This window comes from Chromobacterium sp. HL1 (assembly GCF_057418835.1).
Map to the genome: position 1 here is coordinate 61,134 of NZ_CP162399.1, position 18,051 is coordinate 79,184.

The 18,051-nt window shown below is 64.3% G+C and carries 18 protein-coding genes; 6 read left to right on the top strand and 12 right to left on the bottom strand.

What is annotated here, in order from left to right; all coding sequences use genetic code 11:
* Positions 1 to 163: 163 nt before the first annotated feature.
* The 6 genes from AB1Z25_RS00315 to AB1Z25_RS00340 all read right to left on the bottom strand — a co-directional run bounded on the left by AB1Z25_RS00315 (position 164) and on the right by AB1Z25_RS00340 (position 5,583).
* Entirely contained in the window at positions 164 to 1,006 is an 843-nt protein-coding gene (locus tag AB1Z25_RS00315) for an isopenicillin N synthase family dioxygenase (protein WP_107797770.1), read from the bottom strand.
* 134 nt (positions 1,007 to 1,140) lie between these two features.
* Positions 1,141 to 1,944, bottom strand: coding sequence for a DUF3658 domain-containing protein (locus AB1Z25_RS00320; protein ID WP_486636369.1), 804 nt, complete (start codon positions 1,942 to 1,944; stop codon positions 1,141 to 1,143).
* Entirely contained in the window at positions 1,941 to 2,720 is a 780-nt protein-coding gene (cysE, locus tag AB1Z25_RS00325) for a serine O-acetyltransferase (RefSeq protein ID WP_107797772.1), read from the bottom strand. The genes AB1Z25_RS00320 and cysE overlap by 4 nt, the downstream gene beginning before the upstream one ends.
* Before the next feature lie 34 nt (positions 2,721 to 2,754).
* Complete coding sequence (locus tag AB1Z25_RS00330; protein WP_486636370.1) at positions 2,755 to 3,465, bottom strand: TIGR02117 family protein; 711 nt, start codon at positions 3,463 to 3,465, stop codon at positions 2,755 to 2,757.
* Between the two features lie 7 nt (positions 3,466 to 3,472).
* The gene (gene rng / locus AB1Z25_RS00335; protein WP_048413615.1) at positions 3,473 to 4,969 is read right to left on the bottom strand and encodes a ribonuclease G; all 1,497 of its coding nucleotides are present in this window, start codon (positions 4,967 to 4,969) and stop codon (positions 3,473 to 3,475) included.
* A gap of 17 nt (positions 4,970 to 4,986) precedes the next feature.
* A complete protein-coding gene (locus AB1Z25_RS00340) occupies positions 4,987 to 5,583 on the bottom strand; it encodes a Maf family protein (RefSeq protein WP_107797774.1) in 597 nt (198 codons plus the stop codon).
* 248 nt (positions 5,584 to 5,831) lie between these two features.
* Here AB1Z25_RS00340 and AB1Z25_RS00345 point away from each other — a divergent pair, with 248 nt between their 5' ends.
* The 6 genes from AB1Z25_RS00345 (at position 5,832) to AB1Z25_RS00370 (ending at position 11,330) form a co-directional block, all read left to right on the top strand.
* Positions 5,832 to 7,010 carry a multidrug effflux MFS transporter gene (locus AB1Z25_RS00345; RefSeq protein WP_253313540.1) on the top strand — a complete coding sequence of 393 codons (1,179 nt, stop codon included), beginning with the start codon at positions 5,832 to 5,834 and terminating at the stop codon, positions 7,008 to 7,010.
* Between the two features lie 176 nt (positions 7,011 to 7,186).
* A complete protein-coding gene (gene rsmA, locus AB1Z25_RS00350; protein WP_227106436.1) occupies positions 7,187 to 7,984 on the top strand; it encodes a 16S rRNA (adenine(1518)-N(6)/adenine(1519)-N(6))-dimethyltransferase RsmA in 798 nt (265 codons plus the stop codon).
* Positions 7,985 to 8,110: 126 nt separating this feature from the next.
* Positions 8,111 to 9,016 carry a glutamate/aspartate ABC transporter substrate-binding protein gene (locus AB1Z25_RS00355; RefSeq protein WP_019102383.1) on the top strand — a complete coding sequence of 302 codons (906 nt, stop codon included), beginning with the start codon at positions 8,111 to 8,113 and terminating at the stop codon, positions 9,014 to 9,016.
* A gap of 162 nt (positions 9,017 to 9,178) precedes the next feature.
* The gene (locus tag AB1Z25_RS00360; RefSeq protein ID WP_227106438.1) at positions 9,179 to 9,919 is read left to right on the top strand and encodes an amino acid ABC transporter permease; all 741 of its coding nucleotides are present in this window, start codon (positions 9,179 to 9,181) and stop codon (positions 9,917 to 9,919) included.
* The gene (locus AB1Z25_RS00365; RefSeq protein WP_107797779.1) at positions 9,916 to 10,590 is read left to right on the top strand and encodes an amino acid ABC transporter permease; all 675 of its coding nucleotides are present in this window, start codon (positions 9,916 to 9,918) and stop codon (positions 10,588 to 10,590) included. Before AB1Z25_RS00360 ends, AB1Z25_RS00365 begins: the two co-directional genes overlap by 4 nt.
* Before the next feature lie 5 nt (positions 10,591 to 10,595).
* Positions 10,596 to 11,330: an amino acid ABC transporter ATP-binding protein gene (locus AB1Z25_RS00370; RefSeq protein ID WP_107797780.1), complete on the top strand. Its 735-nt coding sequence runs from the start codon at positions 10,596 to 10,598 to the stop codon at positions 11,328 to 11,330.
* Positions 11,331 to 11,532: 202 nt separating this feature from the next.
* On the opposite strand, the gene AB1Z25_RS00375 is transcribed toward AB1Z25_RS00370, so the two are convergent.
* The 6 genes from AB1Z25_RS00375 to AB1Z25_RS00400 form a co-directional block, all read right to left on the bottom strand.
* Positions 11,533 to 11,874, bottom strand: a complete 342-nt coding sequence (locus AB1Z25_RS00375; RefSeq protein WP_199225780.1) for a hypothetical protein — start codon at positions 11,872 to 11,874, stop codon at positions 11,533 to 11,535.
* 75 nt (positions 11,875 to 11,949) lie between these two features.
* Positions 11,950 to 12,309, bottom strand: coding sequence for a GIY-YIG nuclease family protein (locus tag AB1Z25_RS00380; RefSeq protein ID WP_227106440.1), 360 nt, complete (start codon positions 12,307 to 12,309; stop codon positions 11,950 to 11,952).
* Positions 12,296 to 13,876, bottom strand: a complete 1,581-nt coding sequence (locus AB1Z25_RS00385; RefSeq protein WP_227106442.1) for a TerC family protein — start codon at positions 13,874 to 13,876, stop codon at positions 12,296 to 12,298. Before AB1Z25_RS00385 ends, AB1Z25_RS00380 begins: the two co-directional genes overlap by 14 nt.
* Before the next feature lie 136 nt (positions 13,877 to 14,012).
* Positions 14,013 to 15,158 (bottom strand): c-type cytochrome biogenesis protein CcsB, encoded by a 1,146-nt coding sequence (ccsB, locus tag AB1Z25_RS00390; protein WP_486636371.1) that lies wholly within the window; start codon positions 15,156 to 15,158, stop codon positions 14,013 to 14,015.
* Positions 15,158 to 17,176: a cytochrome c biogenesis protein ResB gene (locus AB1Z25_RS00395; RefSeq protein ID WP_107797783.1), complete on the bottom strand. Its 2,019-nt coding sequence runs from the start codon at positions 17,174 to 17,176 to the stop codon at positions 15,158 to 15,160. The genes ccsB and AB1Z25_RS00395 overlap by 1 nt, the downstream gene beginning before the upstream one ends.
* Before the next feature lie 167 nt (positions 17,177 to 17,343).
* On the bottom strand, positions 17,344 to 17,961 hold the full coding sequence (locus AB1Z25_RS00400; protein ID WP_107797784.1) for a c-type cytochrome: 618 nt from the start codon (positions 17,959 to 17,961) through the stop codon (positions 17,344 to 17,346).
* Positions 17,962 to 18,051 lie beyond the last annotated feature (90 nt).

Sequence of the window (18,051 nt, forward strand, 5' to 3'; positions counted from 1 at the left end):
GCGGATGGCCGCCAGCGGCGGTGGGAAGCCGCCGCTGCGAGGGGTTTGCCGTCAGTTCACGATCGCGCGAGCGCAGACGAGACAAGGCGTTGCGGCAAGGGGACGATGGATGAGGCTGCGAAGCCGCACCCACCGGGTTACGCCGCGCGACGCGCGGCGGTTCTTACATCTTGACGCCCAGTTCGCGCAGGCGCTCGTTCAGATAGCTGTCCGCGGTATAGCGTTCGGACAGCACCACTTCCGGACGCGGGTGCAGGAAGAGCGGCAGCGAGATGCGGCTCTTGGTCGCGCCTTCGCCGCTGGGGTTGACCACGCGGTGTTGGGTGGACGGATAGTAGCCGCCGGAAGCCTCTTGCAGCATGTCGCCGATATTGACCACCAGGGTGCCGAAATCACAGGGCACATCCAGCCATTCGCCTTGCTTGTCCTGCACTTGCAGGCCGGGCTCGTTGGCGGCGGGCAGGATGGTCAGCAGATTGATGTCGCCGTGGGCGGCGGCGCGCAGCGAGCCGGCCGGCTCCTGGCCGGTGAGCGGCGGATAGCGCAGCACGCGCAGCAGGGTTTTCTGGCTGTCGGCGATCATGTGGGACAGCGGCTCGGTGTAGCTGGCGGCGATATGGGCCGGGGTGTATTGCTGCACCCAGGACAGCAGCTCCTGCGCCAGCTGGTTGGCGACGGCGTAGTAGTGGTCGGCGTCGGCCTTGAGTTCCGGCGGCACGCGGCCCCAGGGGTAGATGTGGAAGTATTCCTTGATGTCTTTCAGGCTTGCGCCCTTGGCGGTTTCCGATACCTCCGGGGAGAACCAGCCGTCCTGACGTTCCATGGAAAAGGCGTAGTCGTATTTGGTCTGGCTGTTGAAGAAGGCCAGCCAGTCGGCGTAGATCTTTTCCACCAGGCTTTGCGGGATCGGATGGTTGACCAGCACGCCGAAGCCGGTTTCGTGCAGGGAGCGGGTGAATTGTTCCGCCGCGTCCGGCGCGTGGTAGTCGACAACTCTGACATTCATGGGGTGGGGTTCCTGAGGATTGCAGGACGCTGCCATTCAATGGCGGGGCAGGCGCCGAGGGCTGGGATTTTACCCGCGGCTCCCGGCATCACCAAGCGCGGGCCGCGGGGGTGTCGCGTCGCGGCAACGTCGGTTCAGCCGCCGGCGCGGATGAAGGGCGAGGAGCCGCCGCCGGCCGTGGTGTCGGCGCGGAGCCGGCCCGCGCGCAGCAACTGCTGGACGCGCCAGAACAGGATGTCGGAGGACAGCAGCGCTTCCCGGATGTGGACGAGGGCGTCGCCGACCAGGCGGGACACCGCGCGCGGCTGCTCGCCGCTCAGTTCCAGCAGCAGCGCGTCGTAGCGGTCCAGCGGCGCTTCGACGACGTCATCGTCTTGCAGGCGGCGCAGGCCTTGGCCGTGTTCGCGCCAGCGGCGCCATTGCGAGGCCAGCGCCTGGCGTTCGTCGGCCGCCAGCGGGCGCTCCCGCCGCCGGCAATCCGCCAGCCGTTCCAGCGGCAGCATGGCCATGCTCCATTCCGCCATCTCGTCGCCGGCCTGCCAGACGGGCTCCGGCGCGGCGCAGACGGTCAACGGGCAGTCCGCCGGCAGTTGCTCGGCCAGCAGCGCCAGCGCCAGGCGGTCGCCGGCGTTGCGGCCTTGCCAGACGGTGAGCGGCCGCGGCCGCTCCAGCAGCCGCAGCAGCGCTTTGCGGCCGGCTTGATGCCGGCGCAGCCAATCGTCCTCGTATTCCGGCAGCCAGGGCTGGGCCTGCAGCAGTTGCTGATGCCAGGCCAGGCGCAGGCCTTGATCGATGGCGTCGGCGTCCAGCAGCGGCCCGGCGCTCAGGTCTTCGATGAAGGGCAGGACCTCGCCGTCCAGCAGGCCGTCGCGCCGCAGCGCGTTCAGCATGCCGGCGGCGGAGTCGCCGACGGCGAGGTGAACCCGCTCCGCGTTCATACGCGCTGGTCCATGTCCAGCGCCGGGGTGCCTTCGGCGCGGGCCACCACGCGGGCGGGCACGCCGACCACGGTGGTGTGGGCCGGCACGTCTTCCAGCACCACGCTGCCGGCGCCTATCTTGGCGCAGGCGCCCACCAGGATGTTGCCGAGAATGGAGGTGTTGGCGCCGATCAGCACGCCGTCGGCGATCTTGGGATGGCGGTCGCCGTGTTCCTTGCCGGTGCCGCCCAGGGTCACGCCCTGCAGCAGCGAGACGTTGTCGCCGATGACGGCGGTTTCGCCCACCACCACGCCGGTGCCGTGGTCCAGCATCACGCCCTGGCCGATGCGCGCGGCCGGGTGGATGTCGGCGCCGGTGACTTCGGAGATGCGGTTCTGCAGAAAGAGCGCCAGGGTTTTGCGCTCCTCCCGCCACAGCCAGTGGGTGATGCGCTGGCACTGGATGGCGTGGAAGCCCTTGAAGTAAAGCAGCGGGGTGGAGTAGTTGTCGCAGGCCGGGTCGCGGTCGAAACAGGCGCTGATGTCGGCGCGGGCGGCGGCGCTGATGGCCGGATCGGCGTCCAGCGCCTCGCGGAACAATTCCATCAGCGCGCGGGCGTCCATCACCGGGCTGGCGAGCTTGCTGGACAGGTGGAAGGCCAGCACGTCTTCCAGGGTGGTGTGGCGCAGCACGGTCATGTGCAGGAAACTGGCCAGCATGGGCTCGTCTTGCGCGGCTTGTTCGGCTTCCCGCCGGATGGCGGACCAGAGCGGGTCGCCGTTTGCTTCGTTCATTTTGCGAAACTCCCTTGCGCTGGGGCGGCGCGCCTCAGCGGTCTTTCAATTGCCAGAATAGTGCGCGGTCGAACGGGGACCACCAGGCGGTGCGCGCGCCGCTGGCGGCCAGCGCGTCGCGCACCCACTGGTTGCAGGTGGTCAACGGGCTGTAGCGGCCGTTGGCCAGGTAAAACGCGTCCTGATCATGATAATGATAGCCCGGCATCCACAGGGCCTGGCCGGCCGCGTCGCGGGCGACGGCGGCCTGGATGAAGCCGGTCAGCCGCCGGTATTGTTCCGGCGCGAGCAGCAGGCGCCGGGTGGCGGCGCCTTCGCGCGGCGTCGGCAGGTATTCCACGTGCAGCACGGCGCCGTCCAGCCCGGACAGCGCGTAGAGCGCCTTGCCTGGGGTGAGGTCGGACCAGTTCCGCGTTTCCAGGTAAAAGCTGCGGCTGCCCCAGCCTATGCCCACATAGGGCAGTTTGTCCAGATTGGCCCCGGTCCGCGGATGGCGCGGGGAAAAGGTCTCGTCCCAGTCCATGCCCGGGGCGCGGCGGGGCAGCAGCAGGCCGGCGTGCACGCCGTTGCTGTCCAGGTAGACCGGTATGCCGGACTCGGCCGGCCGCCAGTCCCGGTTGACCGGCAACAGGCCCAGGGTCAGCGCGGCGAGCAGATAGAGGGCGATCAGGGCCAGCAGGCCCAGCGCCGCGCGGGACAACTGGCGCGGCAGCCGGGCCGCCGGACGGGGCGGGCGGGATGGCATGCGCGGCTTACAACAGGACGACGTCGAATTGTTCCTGGGTGTAAGTGGCTTCCACCGACAGCGAGATCGGCTTGCCGATGAAGTCGATCAGCATCGCCAGGCTTTGCGATTCCTCGTCTATGAACATGTCGATCACCGATTGCGCGGCCAGGATGCGGTAGCCTTTGGCGTCGAACTGGCGCGCCTCGCGCACGATCTCGCGCTGGATCTCGTAGCACACGGTTTGCGCGGTCTTGATCTCGCCGCGGCCCTGGCAGGTGGGGCAGGGTTCGCACAACACGTGGGCCAGGCTTTCGCGGGTGCGCTTGCGGGTGATTTCCACCAGGCCCAGGCTGGTGAAGCCGTTGAGGGTGACGCGGGTGCGGTCGCGCGCCATCGCCTTGGCCAGCTCCGCCAGCACCGCGGACTGGTGCTCGTCGTTGTCCATGTCGATGAAGTCGACGATGATGATGCCGCCCAGATTGCGCAGCCGCAGTTGCCGGGCGATGGTCTGGGTGGCCTCCAGATTGGTCTTGAAGATGGTTTCGTCGAAATTGCGGTTGCCGACGAAGCCGCCGGTGTTGACGTCTATCGTGGTCATCGCTTCGGTCTGGTCGATGATCAGATAGCCGCCGAACTTGAGGTTGACGCGGCGCGCCAGCGCCTTGTCGATCTCGGCTTCGATGCCGTGCAGCTCGAACAGCGGGCGTTCGCCGCTGTAGCGCTCGATCTTGTCCACGGCGATCTGCACGTATTGCTCGGCGAACTCCACCATGCGGCTGTAGTTCTCGGTGGAATCCACCACCACCTTGTCGGTGAAGTCGCTGACCATGTCGCGCAGCACGCGCACCGCCAGCGGCAGGTCCTCGTAGAGCAGGCTTTGCGCCGGCAGGTGCTGGGACTTGTGGCGGATGTCGGACCACAGCTTGGACAGGTAGTCGATGTCGGCGGCCAGTTCGTCGTCGCGCGCGGTCTCGGCGCTGGTGCGGATGATGTAGCCGCGCGGGCTATTGGCCGGCAACAGCTTTTCCAGCCGGGACTTCAGATTGTGGCGCTCGCTTTCGCTGTCTATCTTCTGCGAGACGCCGATGTGCTCTTCCTGAGGCAGGTGCACCAGGAAGCGACCGGCCAGAGAGATCTGAGTGGACAGGCGCGCGCCCTTGGTGCCGATCGGGTCCTTGATCACCTGCACCAGCACTGTCTGGCCTTCGAACAGCATTTTTTCGATGCGTTGCGGCTCGGTCGGGTGCTGGCGTTGTTCCAGCACGTCGGCGATGTGCAGGAAGGCCGCGCGCTCCAGGCCGATTTCAATGAAGGCGCTCTGCATGCCGGGCAGCACGCGCTTGACCTGGCCCAGGTAGATGTTGCCGACGATGCCGCGGCTGGCGGCGCGCTCCACGTGCAGTTCCTGGACGACGGCGTCTTCCAACACCGCGACCCGGGTTTCCTGCGGGGTGATGTTGACCAGGATTTGTTCTTTGGGGCGCGGCAGATCGCGCGGCAGGGGTATCGATTGATGCAGCATGGTGGTTCCCCGCGCGCTCATGGAAACTGAAAGCCGAATTCGCTCAGCAGCGCCGCGGTTTCGAAGATAGGCAGGCCCATCACGCCGCTGTGGCTGCCGTGGATGCGCTCTACGAAGACGCCGGCCTTGCCCTGGATGCCGTAAGCGCCGGCCTTGTCGAAAGGCTCGCCGCTGTCCAGATAGCGCTCGATGTCCTGCTCGCTGAGCGGACGGAAGAACACCTCGGTCACCGAGGTCTTGAGTCTGACTTGTTCGCCTTCGCGCACCGCCACGCTGGTGATGGCCTGATGGCCGCGGCCGGAGAAGGCACGCAACATGCGGCGGGCGTCGTCGGCGTTTTCCGGCTTGCCGAAGATTTCTCCGTCCATCGCCACCGTGGTGTCGGCGGCCAGCAAGGGCCGGGACGGCAGTCCGCAAGACTCCACCACCTGCCAGCCGGCCTCGGCCTTGGACAGCGCCAGCCGTTCGGTATAGGCGACGGCGGACTCGCCGGGCCGCACCGATTCGTCGATGTCGGCGTGGATGCGCTCCAGGTGCATGCCCAACTGTTCCAGAATTTCGCGGCGGCGCGGGCTGCCGGAAGACAGGTAAATCCGGGTGTCATTTGCGGTCATGATAGTCTGCTCATTTGTTCTTTCGGTCGTCGTCTAGGTTACCAGACGCGTGATGCCGCAACCATCGAATCCATCAGACGCCGGGCGTTTTCAGGCCGGCAAGTTTCCATTCAAATGGCGTCAATTTCCTGTTTTTAAAGGCGTGGAAGCGGCGTGCGGACGGGTTTTTTTCCGGCGGCCTGCTGCGGCGGAGCGCGCTGCCCGGTATCATGGCAGCTTGCTTCCCCATCTCCTGTCGTCATACCCCGATGCCCAAGTCCAGCGTTTCCCCGTTTGCCCGCGCCGCCACTTTGGCGGCCATTCTGTTGATCCTGTTCAATCCCTTGGGCATCGATCTTTACCTGTCGGCGATGCCGGCGATGCAGCGGCATTTCCAGGCCGACGTCGCGATCAGCCTCAGCGTGTTCATCTTCAGCCTGGGGCTGGGGCAGTTGCTGTTCGGCCCGCTGGCGGACCGGATCGGCCGCAAGCCGGTGGCTCTGGGCGGCCTGCTGCTGTATGCGGCGGCGGCCTATCTGGCCAGCCGCAGCGACAGCCTGGGCGGTTTCCTGGGCCTGCGCGCGCTGCAAGGCCTGGGCGCCAGCGCCAGCTCGGTGTGCGCGTTCACCCTGGTGCGCGATTGCTTCTCCGGCAACGCGGCGGCCCAGCGCTACAGCCTGCTCAACGCCGCGCTGAACGTGGTGCCGGCGATGGCACCCTTGCTGGGCGGCTGGCTGACCGCGCGCTGGGGCTGGCAGTCCTGCTTTCTGGCGCTGGCCGGCAGCGCGGTGCTGGCGGCGGCGTGGCTGGCCTGGAAAATGCCGGAAACCCGGCCCGCGGCTTCCAGCGCCGCCGGGCCGGCGATGGGCATGCGCCAGGTGCTGGCGACGCCGGCGCTGCGCCGTTACGGCGCTTGCTGCTGCGCGGCGCTGGCCTTGATCGTCAGCTATGTGACGCTGGCGCCGGCGGTGCTGATCGAGCGCGGCGGGGTGGACAGCACCACCTTCGGCCTGCTGTTCGGCGGCAACGCTCTCTTGGTGATGGCGGCCAGCTTCCTGGGTCTGAAGCTGATCGGCCGCTTCGGCCAGAAGGCGATGTTGCGTTACGGCCTCAACATCATGTTGCTGGCCGGCGTATTGCTGCTGGCGCTGTCCGGCCAGCCGGGCGCTTGGCATTATATGTTGCCGATCGGCGTGCTGAGCGTGGGCTTCGCCTGGACGCTGGGGCCGGCCAGCGGCATGGCCATGGCGCCGTTTTCCCAGGGCGCCGGCCGCGCCGCCGCCTTGCTGGGCTGCGGTCAGATGCTGTTCGCCGCCGGCGTGTCGGCGGGGCTCGCGGCGCTGCCCTTGCCGGGCGAATGGGCGCTGGGCGCGACGGTCCTGCTGCTGGCCGGCCTGTGCCGCTGGCTGACCCGGCCCGCGGCGGCGATTCGGGAAAATCCTCACTGATTTTCAAGCGTTTGGCATGTATTGTGAGATTTGTGGCGCGGGTCCGGCTTTAGCTCTTGTCGGGCAGCCTACAATCGGCAGACAATTGGCCCAAATTTGAGAGTTGACTTCGACAATGAGGCGCGGCGGCAAATCACCCGGCGCTTCTCCGTTCTTTGCACTGATTAGCAGATTTCATGAACAAACATATTCCGCGCAAGCGTTTCGGCCAGAATTTCCTGCAAGACGCCAGCGTCATCGCCAACATCGTGCATGCGGTGAACCCGCAGCCGGACGACGTCGTCATTGAAATCGGTCCCGGCCTGGGCGCGATCACCAAGCCGCTGCTGGCGGCGCTCAAGCACTTGCACGTGGTGGAGATCGACCGCGACATCATCAGCCGCCTGCAAAAGGAGTTTCCGGCCGAGCGTCTGAGCATCCACGCCGGCGACGCGCTGGCCTTCGACTTCGCCTCCGTGGCGGAGGGCAAGCTGAAGATCGTCGGCAATCTGCCCTACAATATTTCCACGCCCTTGCTGTTCCATCTGGCCACTTACGGCCAGAAAGTCACCGACATGCATTTCATGTTGCAAAAAGAGGTGATTGAACGCATGGTGGCGGAGCCGTCCACCGCCGATTACGGCCGGCTGACGGTGATGTTGCAGTACCGTTTTGAAATGGAGAATATCCTGCACGTGCCGCCGGAAGCGTTCTGGCCGCCGCCGAAGGTGGATTCCGCCGTGGTGCGGATGATTCCGGCGCCGGGCCGCTGCGGCGTGGCCAGCGACGAGCTTCTGCTGGAGCAGGTGGTGACCACGGCGTTCTCGCAGCGGCGCAAGACGCTGAAGAACAATCTGAAGGGCCTGCTGGACGCGGACGGTTTCGCCGCGCTGGAAATGGACCCCGGATTGCGGCCGGAGAATCTGCCGGTGGAGGATTACGTCCGCCTGGCCAATTATCTGAGCGCGAAAGGCCACAAGGCCAAACGTCAGTAACGGGGCTTTGGCAACGTAAAAAAATACGAGCGGGCGTTCAGCGCCCGCCGCACTACAAAGAGTCGTCCGTCCCCGTCCTTGTCGGCGGGGGCTGTCTATCACAGGAAGTGAAAAAGGAGAAACTTCATGCGTATTCGCTCCACCCTGATCTGTGCCGCCACTCTGGGCGCCTTCTGCGCCGCTCCGGCCATGGCAGCCGAACTGACCGGCACCCTGAAGAAGATCAAGGATTCCGGCGTGATCGTCCTGGGCAACCGCGACGCGTCCATTCCGTTTTCCTACTACGACAACAACCAGAAGCCGGTGGGCTACTCGGTGGACTTGGCCAACAAAGTGGTCGAGCAGGTGAAAAAAGAGCTGAAAATGCCCAACCTGCAGGTCAAGTACAATCTGGTGACCTCGCAGACCCGCATCCCGTTGGTGCAGAACGGCACCGTGGACCTGGAGTGCGGCTCCACCACCAATAATGTGGAGCGTCAGAAGCAAGTGGCGTTCTCGGTGGGCATCTTCGAGATCGGCACCCGTTTGCTGACCGCCAAGACCTCGGGCATCAAGGACTTTCCGGATCTGAAGGGCAAGAACGTGGTGACCACCGCCGGCACCACCTCCGAGCGCCTGATCAAGGCGATGAACGCCGACAAGAAGCTGGGCATGAACATCATCTCGGCCAAGGATCACGGCGAATCCTTCCTGATGCTGGAGTCCGGCCGCGCCGCGGCGTTCATGATGGACGACGCGCTGCTCTACGGCGAGATGGCCAAGGCCAAGAGCCCGGCCAACTGGGTGGTGACCGGTAAGGCCCAGTCCTACGAGATCTACGGCTGCATGATGCGCAAGGAAGACCCCGCCTTCAAGAAGGTGGTGGACGCCGCGCTGAGCAACACCTTCAAGTCCGGCGAGGTCAACAAGATCTACGCCAAGTGGTTCACCAGCCCGGTGCCGCCCAAGGGCCTGAACCTGAACTTCCCGATGTCCGATGAGTTCAAGGAGCTGATCGCCAAGCCGACCGACAAGTCTGCCGAGCAGATGTAAGTCGCGGTTGGCGCGCCGCCGCCCCGTCCTCCCCGCTGTCTGGCGCGGAGCCCGGGGCGCGCGGCCGTACCCGCTTTCTTTGTGTGTGGCCGGGCGTTTGCGCCGGCCGCGGCCCGCCTGCGCATGAGCGCGCCCGGCGGGCTGGCGTTGTGGGAGTGAAGCATGAATTACCACTGGGACTGGATGGTGTTTTTCAAGTCCACCGGGGTGGGTAGCGAGATCTATCTGAACTGGTTCGTCACCGGCCTGGGCTGGACCATCGCCGTGGCGCTGGCCGGCTGGGCGATCGCCCTGGCCTTGGGCTCGGTGCTGGGCGTGATGCGCACGGTGCCGAATCGCTGGGTGGCCGGCATCGCCGCCGCCTATGTCGAGTTGTTCCGCAATGTGCCCTTGCTGGTGCAATTATTCGTCTGGTACTTCCTGATCCCGGACCTGCTGCCCGAGGGCGCGCAGACCTGGTTCAAGCAGGACCTGGCGCCGGCCACATCCGCCTTCTTGTCGGTGGTGGTGTGTCTGGGCCTGTTCACCGCGGCGCGGGTGTGCGAACAGGTGCGCACCGGCATCGAAGCTTTGCCGCTGGGGCAGCGCAACGCTTCGCTGGCCATGGGTTTCTCCCTGGCGCAAACCTATCGCCACGTGTTGCTGCCGCAGGCTTTCCGCATCATCATTCCGCCGCTGACCAGCGAGTTTCTGAATATTTTCAAGAACTCCTCGGTGGCCTCGCTGATCGGCCTGATGGAACTGCTGGCGCAGACCAAGCAGACCGCGGAGTTCTCCGCCAACATCTTCGAGGCCTTTACCTTGGCCACCATCATCTATTTTGTGCTCAATATGAGCCTGATGACGCTGATGGCCTGGATTGAACAGCGGGTGCGCATTCCCGGCATGATGGGGGGCAAATGATGGATTTCGATTTCAGCCAGATCGGCCCGGCCTTGCCGGGACTGTGGCAGGGCATGCAGCTGACGCTGAAGCTGCTGGTGATGGCGGTGGTGGGCGGCGTGGTGCTGGGCACTCTGCTGGCGCTGGCCAGGCTGTCCGACAACCGGGTGCTGGCGCCGTTGGCCAAGTTCTACGTCAATTACTTCCGTTCGATTCCGCTATTGCTGGTGATCTCCTGGTTCTACCTGGTGGTGCCGCTGTTGCTGAACTGGATCACCGGCAATTTCGAGCCGGTGGGGGCGTTCACTTCCTGCTTGGTGGCTTTCGTGATGTTCGAGGCGGCGTATTTCTCCGAGATCGTCCGCGCCGGCATCCAGGCCATTCCCAAGGGACAGGCCGGCGCCGCCTACGCGCTGGGCATGAATTACGGCCAGGTGATGCGTCTGGTGATTCTGCCGCAGGCCTTTCGCAAGATGACGCCGCTCTTGCTGCAACAGTCCATCATCCTGTTCCAGGACACTTCGCTGGTGTACGCTGTCGGCTTGATGGATTTTCTCAACACCGCCCGCTCCAAGGGCGACGTCGTCGGCTTGCCGCATGAGTTCCTGCTGTTTGCCGGCGCAGTCTATTTCGTGATCAGTTTCGGCGCTTCGCGGCTGGTGAAGCGTATGCAAAAGAGGTTGGCTGTATGAGCGCAATGATTTCCCTGAAGCAAGTCAGCAAATGGTATGGCCAGTTCCAGGTCCTGACCGATTGCACCACCCAGGTCGCCAAGGGCGAGGTGGTGGTGGTGTGCGGGCCGTCCGGCTCCGGCAAATCCACCCTGATCAAGTGCGTGAACGCGCTGGAGCCGTTCCAGAAGGGCGAGATCATCGTCGACGGCATTTCGGTGGGGGCGCCCAAGACCGATCTGCCCAAGCTGCGCAGCCGCGTGGGCATGGTGTTCCAGCACTTCGAACTGTTCCCGCATCTGTCCATTACCGAGAATCTGGCCATCGCCCAGGTCAAGGTGCTGGGCCGCAGCCAGGACGAGGCGCGCGACAAGGGCTTGAAATTGCTGGACCGGGTGGGACTGAAGGCGCATGCCGACAAGTTTCCCAGCCAGCTGTCCGGCGGCCAGCAGCAGCGGGTGGCGATTGCGCGTGCGCTGGCGATGGATCCGATCGCGATGCTGTTCGACGAGCCCACCAGCGCGCTGGACCCGGAGATGATCAACGAAGTGCTGGACGTGATGACCGAACTGGCGCACGAGGGCATGACCATGATGTGCGTGACTCACGAGATGGGCTTTGCCCGCCGCGTGGCCAATCGCGTGATCTTCATGGACCAGGGCCATATCGTGGAGGATTGCGACAAGGACGAGTTCTTCGGCAATCTGGACGGCCGTTCCGAGCGCGCCCGTCACTTCCTGTCCAAGATCCTGCAGCACTAAGAACCTATTCACGATCTCGCGAGCTAAGGCGAGACAAGGCGAAAACGAGAGAAAAAGCGGAATGTACAGGTGGTACATGAGCATTTTGAGCTCGGTCAACGCTGTATCGCCGACGCGCAGCAGATCGTAGACAGGTTCTAAGTCAGGTTCTGGTCAAAGTAAAAGCCCGCCGTTTGGCGGGCTTTTCGTTTGGACGGCGCGATCAGTTGCCGTTCTTGATCTGTTGGCTGACCTGGTTCTCCTCCTGATTCAGCGTTTTTTGCTCCTGCTTGGTGATGTGGCCGTGATCGAGTTTGGCCATGTCCTGCTCCTGCTGGCGGATGTCGCGGTCTTCGCCGTGCAGCTTGCGCGCTTCGTCGCGGCTGATCTTGCCTTCCTTCAGTTCGCGGTGAATGCGGCGGTCCTGATGATGCAGGCGCTGATTGACTTCCTCGCGGCGCGGATGCTCCTTTTGCCATTCGGATTCGGCCCGGGCCTGGGCGGCGAGCAATAGGCTGGCGGCGAGCAGGCCGGTCAGCAGCAGGGGGCGAGCGTTCGTTTTCATCTTGATCTCCTGGGATGGCAATGATTGCCAGATGTCATCCTAGAAGGGGGCAGGGCAAGTGTTTGTTAAGGCTGTTTAATCTGTGTTGCCCGCGGCGGGCTTAGACATGAAAACTAAGAAATCTCCGTCCGCGGGCGCATGGCGGTTCAGAAAATCCAGTTTGGCGGCGCGGTCCAGCCGCTTGAACGCGTATTCGGCCTTCAGCGCCTCGGAGCGGCCTGCGCAGACCAGCACCAGGGCCAGCGCCTGCGGCGGGTTGAGCCGGGTGTAGCGCGCGCCCTTGCCGGCGGCGTGCTGGGCGTAGCGGCGCGCCACATCGGTGGTGACGCCGGTGTAGAGCGCGCCGTCGCGGCAGCGCAGCACATATAAAAACCAGGGCCGGGGGGAAGCCCGGCCCTGCGTGTCCCGCGCGTCGGCGGATTTAGATGCTGGCATCCAGATTGGCCAGCGGACTGATCAGCACCCGTTCAGTGCGGTTGCCCTTTTGCACGGTGACGCGCAGCTTCCATTCGCCGACGGTGATTTCATCGCCCTCGCGCGGAATGCGCTCCAGGCAGTCCATCAGTAGGCCGGCCACGGTGTGGAAGTCTTCGTCTTCGAAGTCGCCCAGCACGATGTGCTGCTCCAGCGTCACCAGTTCCAGGCTGCCTTCCACGTCGAAGCTGCCGTCGGCCTGCGGCACGATGGCAGGCAGTTCGTGACGCTCGTGTTCCTCCGGAAACTCGCCGGCGATCGCCTCCATCAAGTCCTTCTGGGTGACGATGCCTTCCAGGCTGCCGAACTCGTTGACCACGAAGGCCATGTCCGCCGAGTGCTGGCGGAAGCTCTCCAGCGCCTTGAGCACGGTGACGGTTTCCGGCAGCACCAGCGGCTGGCGCAGCGCGGCGTCGATATTCATTTCGCCGCCGTCCAGCAACTGGGTCAGCAAGTCCTTGCGCGCGACGATGCCTTGAGGCTCGTCGATGCTGCCGTCCTTGATCACCACCAGCCGCGAGTAAGGACTGTCGCGCAGCACTTTGCGCTGCGCGTCCTGGCTCTGGCTCAGGTCCAGGCGGTGAACGTCGGCGCGCGGCGTGGCGATCACGCGGATCGGCCGCTCGGCCAGGGTCAGCACGCTGTGTATCATCGCGCGTTCGTTCTGGGCGAAAGCTTCCTGCGGCTCGGCGTCCTTGCTGTCCTCCACCTTGCCTTCGTCGGCGCTGGGGCTGGTCAGCTTGCTGCCCATCAGGCTGAGCACCGCGTTGGCGGTGCGTTCGCGCAAGGACTGGTTGCGGTTCAGGTAGCGGATGCGATTGGCCTGCGACACCTGGTTGAAGGCTTCGATCAGCACCGAGAAGCCGATGGCCGCGTACAGATAGCCCTTGGGAATATGGAAGCCGAAGCCTTCCGCCACCAGGCTGAAGCCGATCATCAGCAGGAAGCCCAGACACAGCATCACCACGGTGGGGTGGGCGTTGACGAAGGCGGTCAGCGGTTTGCTGGCGGCGATCATCATCAGCATGGCGACGATGACGGCCAGCATCATCACCGGCAGGTGTTCGGCCATGCCGATGGCGGTGACCACCGAGTCGATGGAGAATACCGCGTCCAGCACCAGAATCTGGGCGACGACGGTGCCGAAGGCGGCGTAAGCCTTCTGGCCGTTGCTCTTCACTTCATCCACGCCTTCCAGGCGTTCGTGCAGTTCCGTGGTGGCTTTGAACAACAGGAATACACCGCCGCCCAGCATGATGAGATCGCGCCCGGAGAAGGGCTGGCTGAGCACGTGGAACAGCGGCGAGGTCAGCGTCACCAGCCAGGAGATGCTGGCCAGCAGCACGAGACGCATAATCAGGGCGAGCGACAGGCCGGTGATGCGGGCGCGGTCGCGTTGGTGCGGGGGGAGCTTTTCCGCCAGGATGGCGACGAAGATCAGGTTGTCAACGCCCAGCACCACCTCCAGGATGATCAGCGTGAGGAGGCCAAGCCAGGCGGAAGGGTCAGACAGCCACGAAACGTCCATGATGAAAACGAAGATTCCTTATAGATAAAAACGGGGTAAAAATAGCACAGTCGGGGCGCGATTAACAAAAATCCATTGCGCCCGGCCGCGGCGGCAAGAAAAAACCCCGCCGAGGCGGGGTGGCTCGGGAGGCGGTTTACAAGCCGCCGTAGGAATGCAGGCCGGCCAGGAACATATTGACGCCGAGGAAGGCGAAGCTGGTGACGAACAAGCCCACCACCGCCCACCATGCCAGCGGCGCGCCGCGCCAGCCCTTGACCAGGCGGATGTGCAGCCAGGCGGCGTAGTTCAGCCACACGATCAAGGCCCAGGTTTCCTTCGGGTCCCAGCTCCAGTAACCGCCCCAGGCGTCGGCGGCCCACATCGCGCCCAGAATGGTGGCGATGGTGAAGAACAGGAAGCCGACGGCGATGGCCTTGTACATCACCTCGTCCAGCACTTCGGCCGGCGGCAGCTTGTCCTTGAGCCAGCCCTTCAGCGCCAGCAGTTCGGCGATGCCGAGCATGGCGGCGATGGCGAAGGCGCCGTAGCCGACGAAGTTGGCCGGCACGTGTATCTTCATCCACCAGGATTGCAGCGCCGGGATCAGCGGCTGGATCTCATGGGCCTGGCGGTCGAAGGTGTACCACAGGATGAAGCCGACCGAGGCGCAGATCACCAGCAGCACGAAGGCGCCCATCTGGCGCGCCGCGTACTTGGCCTCGTAGTACAGATACATCAGCGCGGTGATCAGCGTGAACAGCACGAAGACTTCGTAGAGGTTGGAGACCGGGATGTGGCCGATGTCCGAGCTGATCAGATAGCTTTCGTACCAGCGGGTGAACAGGCCGGCGAGGCCCATGACCGACGCGGCCCAGGTCAGGCCGCTGCCCATGCGGTTCAGCGTGTCGGAGCGGGTCAGCAAGCCGGCCCAATACGAGAAGGCGGCCAGGAAGAACAGCGTGCACATCCACATGATGGAGGATTGGCTGGACAGCATGTATTTGAGCAGGAAGGCGGTCTGGCCGCGCGCCAGCTCATGCTGATACACCTGGATCGCCAGCAGCGAGATACAGCCGGCCAGCGGGAAGAACCAGCGCCAGGCTTTCCAGAACCAGCCCAGGCCGATCAGTCCCAGCGCGGAGCCGGCCAGGATGGCCTGTTCGTAGCCGTCCATGTAATGGTTGTACAGCGCGTAGCTGTAGCCGGCGGCGGCCAGCACCAGCAGCGCGTAAAGCCAGTCGGCCGGGGTCAGCCGTTTCAGCAGCGGCTGCCGCGAGAAAGAAGCGTGAGCCAGTTCCATCATGCACCTCGTACCAGCTGTTTGATAAGTTGAGTATGGCGCGCAAAGTCGCCGTCCAGATCGCGATTATGCCGGTTTGACGTCATCGCGACCCGTACTTTGGAACCGTTGACGCGCACCCACAGGCGCAGCTCGCGCACATAGAACATCAGGATGATGCCGAAAACCAGCAGCACCGAGCCCAGATAGACCAAGGTCTTGCCGGGCGAGCGGGTCAGTTGCAGTCCGGAGGCCTGCACTTGCTCGAAGCCTTCCAGCTGCAGGAAGACCGGCGCGCCGTAGTCGTGCAGCGAGCTGGCCGCCACCAGGCTGTCCAGCAAGAAGCGGTAATGCTCGCTGTCCAGCTTCATCGGCGGCAGGCCGGCTTTTTCGTCGGCCACCGACATCACGTCCACCACCGCGCCTTGCAGGATCTTGATATAGGTTTGCGCCACCGCCTGGCGCTTGTCCTGCGGCACGCGGTCGTCCAGGAATTTCTCCAGGCCGACGAAGCCGCTGTCGCCAAAGCGCGCCAGCACCCATTTGACGCTGTCGGTGAACTGCTGCTGCATCGCCGGGCTGATGGCGTCGCCTTTCAGCGCCTTGTGCGCGGCGCGGCGGGCGATCTCGTCGTAACGCGCCGGGTCCAGCAAGGCGGCGCGCAGGCGCATGAAGCGCTCCACGCTCATCTCCTCGTCCAAGGGGATGCGCACGTACTGGAACGGTTCGGCCACGGTCTTGCGCACGCCGGCCATCATATAGCTGGCGCCGTCCTGCTGGATGGGCGCCATATAATGCATGAACTCCACCGCCTGGCCCTGGGCGTCGCGCAGCTTGAAGCTGATCGACGGGCCCTGGTTTTTCAGCTGCTTGTCCTGTTTGACCTCGCGCGCGTCGTGCATGCGCTGCGACAGCGTGCGCTGGCCTTCCTGCGGCTTGCCGATGTTTTCGATATTGAAGACGCGCAGCTCGCCCACTTCCAGCGTGTAGTCCTTGCCGTTGGCTTTCAGCGGCTGGCTGGACATCGACACCGCCGGAATCTCGGTCGGACGCGCTTGCGGCGCGGCCAGATTCCAGGCCTTGAACTTGAGCGGGGACGCGCCGTCGCCGAAGCTGGACTGGTAGATGGCGATGCCGTCGACGATCAGCGGGTGGTTGACCTTGACCGTGGCCTCGGTGGTTTTGCCGCTGGCCTTGTCGGTGACCACGATGTCGCTGGCGAACAGCTTGGGCATGCCGTTGCTGTAGTAATCGACGTGGAACTTCTTCAGGGTGATGATGAAGGGCAGTTCCTGCACCAGATAGCCGTTGCCGGCGTTGAGGAAGGTGACGTCGGCGCTCTTGTTCTCCGCGATGGTGACGTTGCCGCGGAAGGACAGATTGTTCGAGCCCAGCCGGCTGGCCGCCGGAATCTGGTTTTGCGGCACGTCGCGGGTCTCCGGCACCACGCGGCCGGTGAGCTCGCCGATTTTCAGCGGCAGGTTGCCGTCCAGCAGGCCGCCGATGCAGATCACCACCAGCGCGATGTGGGCGAAGAAATAACCGAGCTTGCCGGCCGCGCCCTTCTTGGCCGCCAGCACCAGGCCGCCGTCGGCGCGAGGCTGCTCCTTGAGGCGGAAGCCTTGCGCCTGCAAATAGGCGCGCGCGGCGTCGGCGTCGAAGCCTTCGGCCTGGAAGCTGACGCTGTGCTTCATCGCCGCCAGGGAGTTGTCGGAGGCTTTTTCGCGGTAGGCGCGCATGTCCTTGATGAAGCCGGGACCGTTGCGCAGAATGCACAAGCTGGTGGACAGCACCAGGAAGGTGAGGATGGTGAGGAACCACGCCGAATGGTAGACGTCGTACAAGCCTAGCCATTCAAACGCTTGAAACCAGAATTGCCCGAACTCGAAAGCGTAGTTGGGATAGGGTTCGTTCTGTTTCAGAACCGTCCCGATCACCGAGGCGATGGCCAAGATGGTCAGCAGGCCGATGGCGAATCGCATCGAACTGAGCAACTCATACCAGGCGTGAGCCAGGCTGTTGCGGCTAGTTTTTTTCATAGTGGCGTAAAGTGCAAAAAGGAAAGCCCGTGGACGGGTCTTCCCTTTTGAGCCGGCGTGCCGGGCAAAGTTGCCGGCGCGCCCCGGAGCGCGGGCGGCGGAGCCCCCGCAGGGGCGGCCCCTGAGGGGCCGTCAGGCTCGGCCGGTGCGGCCGGGCTGCTCAACGCTTAGCGCAAGCCGGAAATGTATTCGGCCACCGCTTTCATTTCGGCGTCGCTCATGCGATTGGCGATGTCCTGCATCGGGCCGTTCTTGCGGTTCGCGCCGCCCTTGAATTCGTTCAGCTGCTTGACGATGTAGCCGGCGTGCTGGCTGCCCAGACGCGGATACTGGTCGGGCAGGCCCTTGCCGGCGGGACCGTGGCAGGACATACAGGCGGGAACCTGAGTGCCGGCGTTGCCGACGCGGTAAATCTTGGCGCCCAGCGGCATTTGCGCCTTGTCGGAGGCTTCGCGGTCCTTCGGCTTTTGCTCGCTGTAGTAGGCGGCGACATTGCGCATATCGTCCTCGGACAACATGGAGGCCATGCCCAGCATGGTCGGGTCCTTGCGCACGCCGGCCTTGAACGCCTTTAACTGGGTGTACAGATAGTGCGCGTTCTGACCCGCCAGCGTGGGGTTGGCCGCGGCTACGCTGTTGCCGTCAGTGCCGTGGCAAGCCGCGCAAACCGTTTCTACGATCTGTTTGGCCTTCACCGGGTCCGCCTTGACGGCTACCGGCGCAGCCGCCAACGCGTTTCCGGCCAGGGTTGCAGCCGCCATCGCCAACAGCATCATACGTTTCATGGTCGCTCCTTTAGGGGCTATCCCTAAATATCTGTAAAAGTGGCAATTTCAAACCTGCTATTCTATACCAACTGATTTCACCCTTACTAC

Excerpts from the sequence above, each read along its gene's own strand:
- AB1Z25_RS00315 (WP_107797770.1), bottom strand. The coding sequence starts at position 1,006 with ATGAATGTCAGAGTTGTCGACTACCACGCGCCGGACGCGGCGGAACAA.
- AB1Z25_RS00320 (WP_486636369.1), bottom strand. The coding sequence starts at position 1,944 with ATGAACGCGGAGCGGGTTCACCTCGCCGTCGGCGACTCCGCCGCCGGC.
- cysE (WP_107797772.1), bottom strand. The coding sequence starts at position 2,720 with ATGAACGAAGCAAACGGCGACCCGCTCTGGTCCGCCATCCGGCGGGAA.
- AB1Z25_RS00330 (WP_486636370.1), bottom strand. The coding sequence starts at position 3,465 with ATGCCATCCCGCCCGCCCCGTCCGGCGGCCCGGCTGCCGCGCCAGTTG.
- rng (WP_048413615.1), bottom strand. The coding sequence starts at position 4,969 with ATGCTGCATCAATCGATACCCCTGCCGCGCGATCTGCCGCGCCCCAAA.
- AB1Z25_RS00340 (WP_107797774.1), bottom strand. The coding sequence starts at position 5,583 with ATGACCGCAAATGACACCCGGATTTACCTGTCTTCCGGCAGCCCGCGC.
- AB1Z25_RS00345 (WP_253313540.1), top strand. The coding sequence starts at position 5,832 with ATGCCCAAGTCCAGCGTTTCCCCGTTTGCCCGCGCCGCCACTTTGGCG.
- rsmA (WP_227106436.1), top strand. The coding sequence starts at position 7,187 with ATGAACAAACATATTCCGCGCAAGCGTTTCGGCCAGAATTTCCTGCAA.
- AB1Z25_RS00355 (WP_019102383.1), top strand. The coding sequence starts at position 8,111 with ATGCGTATTCGCTCCACCCTGATCTGTGCCGCCACTCTGGGCGCCTTC.
- AB1Z25_RS00360 (WP_227106438.1), top strand. The coding sequence starts at position 9,179 with ATGAATTACCACTGGGACTGGATGGTGTTTTTCAAGTCCACCGGGGTG.
- AB1Z25_RS00365 (WP_107797779.1), top strand. The coding sequence starts at position 9,916 with ATGATGGATTTCGATTTCAGCCAGATCGGCCCGGCCTTGCCGGGACTG.
- AB1Z25_RS00370 (WP_107797780.1), top strand. The coding sequence starts at position 10,596 with ATGATTTCCCTGAAGCAAGTCAGCAAATGGTATGGCCAGTTCCAGGTC.
- AB1Z25_RS00375 (WP_199225780.1), bottom strand. The coding sequence starts at position 11,874 with ATGAAAACGAACGCTCGCCCCCTGCTGCTGACCGGCCTGCTCGCCGCC.
- AB1Z25_RS00380 (WP_227106440.1), bottom strand. The coding sequence starts at position 12,309 with ATGCCAGCATCTAAATCCGCCGACGCGCGGGACACGCAGGGCCGGGCT.
- AB1Z25_RS00385 (WP_227106442.1), bottom strand. The coding sequence starts at position 13,876 with ATGGACGTTTCGTGGCTGTCTGACCCTTCCGCCTGGCTTGGCCTCCTC.
- ccsB (WP_486636371.1), bottom strand. The coding sequence starts at position 15,158 with ATGGAACTGGCTCACGCTTCTTTCTCGCGGCAGCCGCTGCTGAAACGG.
- AB1Z25_RS00395 (WP_107797783.1), bottom strand. The coding sequence starts at position 17,176 with ATGAAAAAAACTAGCCGCAACAGCCTGGCTCACGCCTGGTATGAGTTG.
- AB1Z25_RS00400 (WP_107797784.1), bottom strand. The coding sequence starts at position 17,961 with ATGAAACGTATGATGCTGTTGGCGATGGCGGCTGCAACCCTGGCCGGA.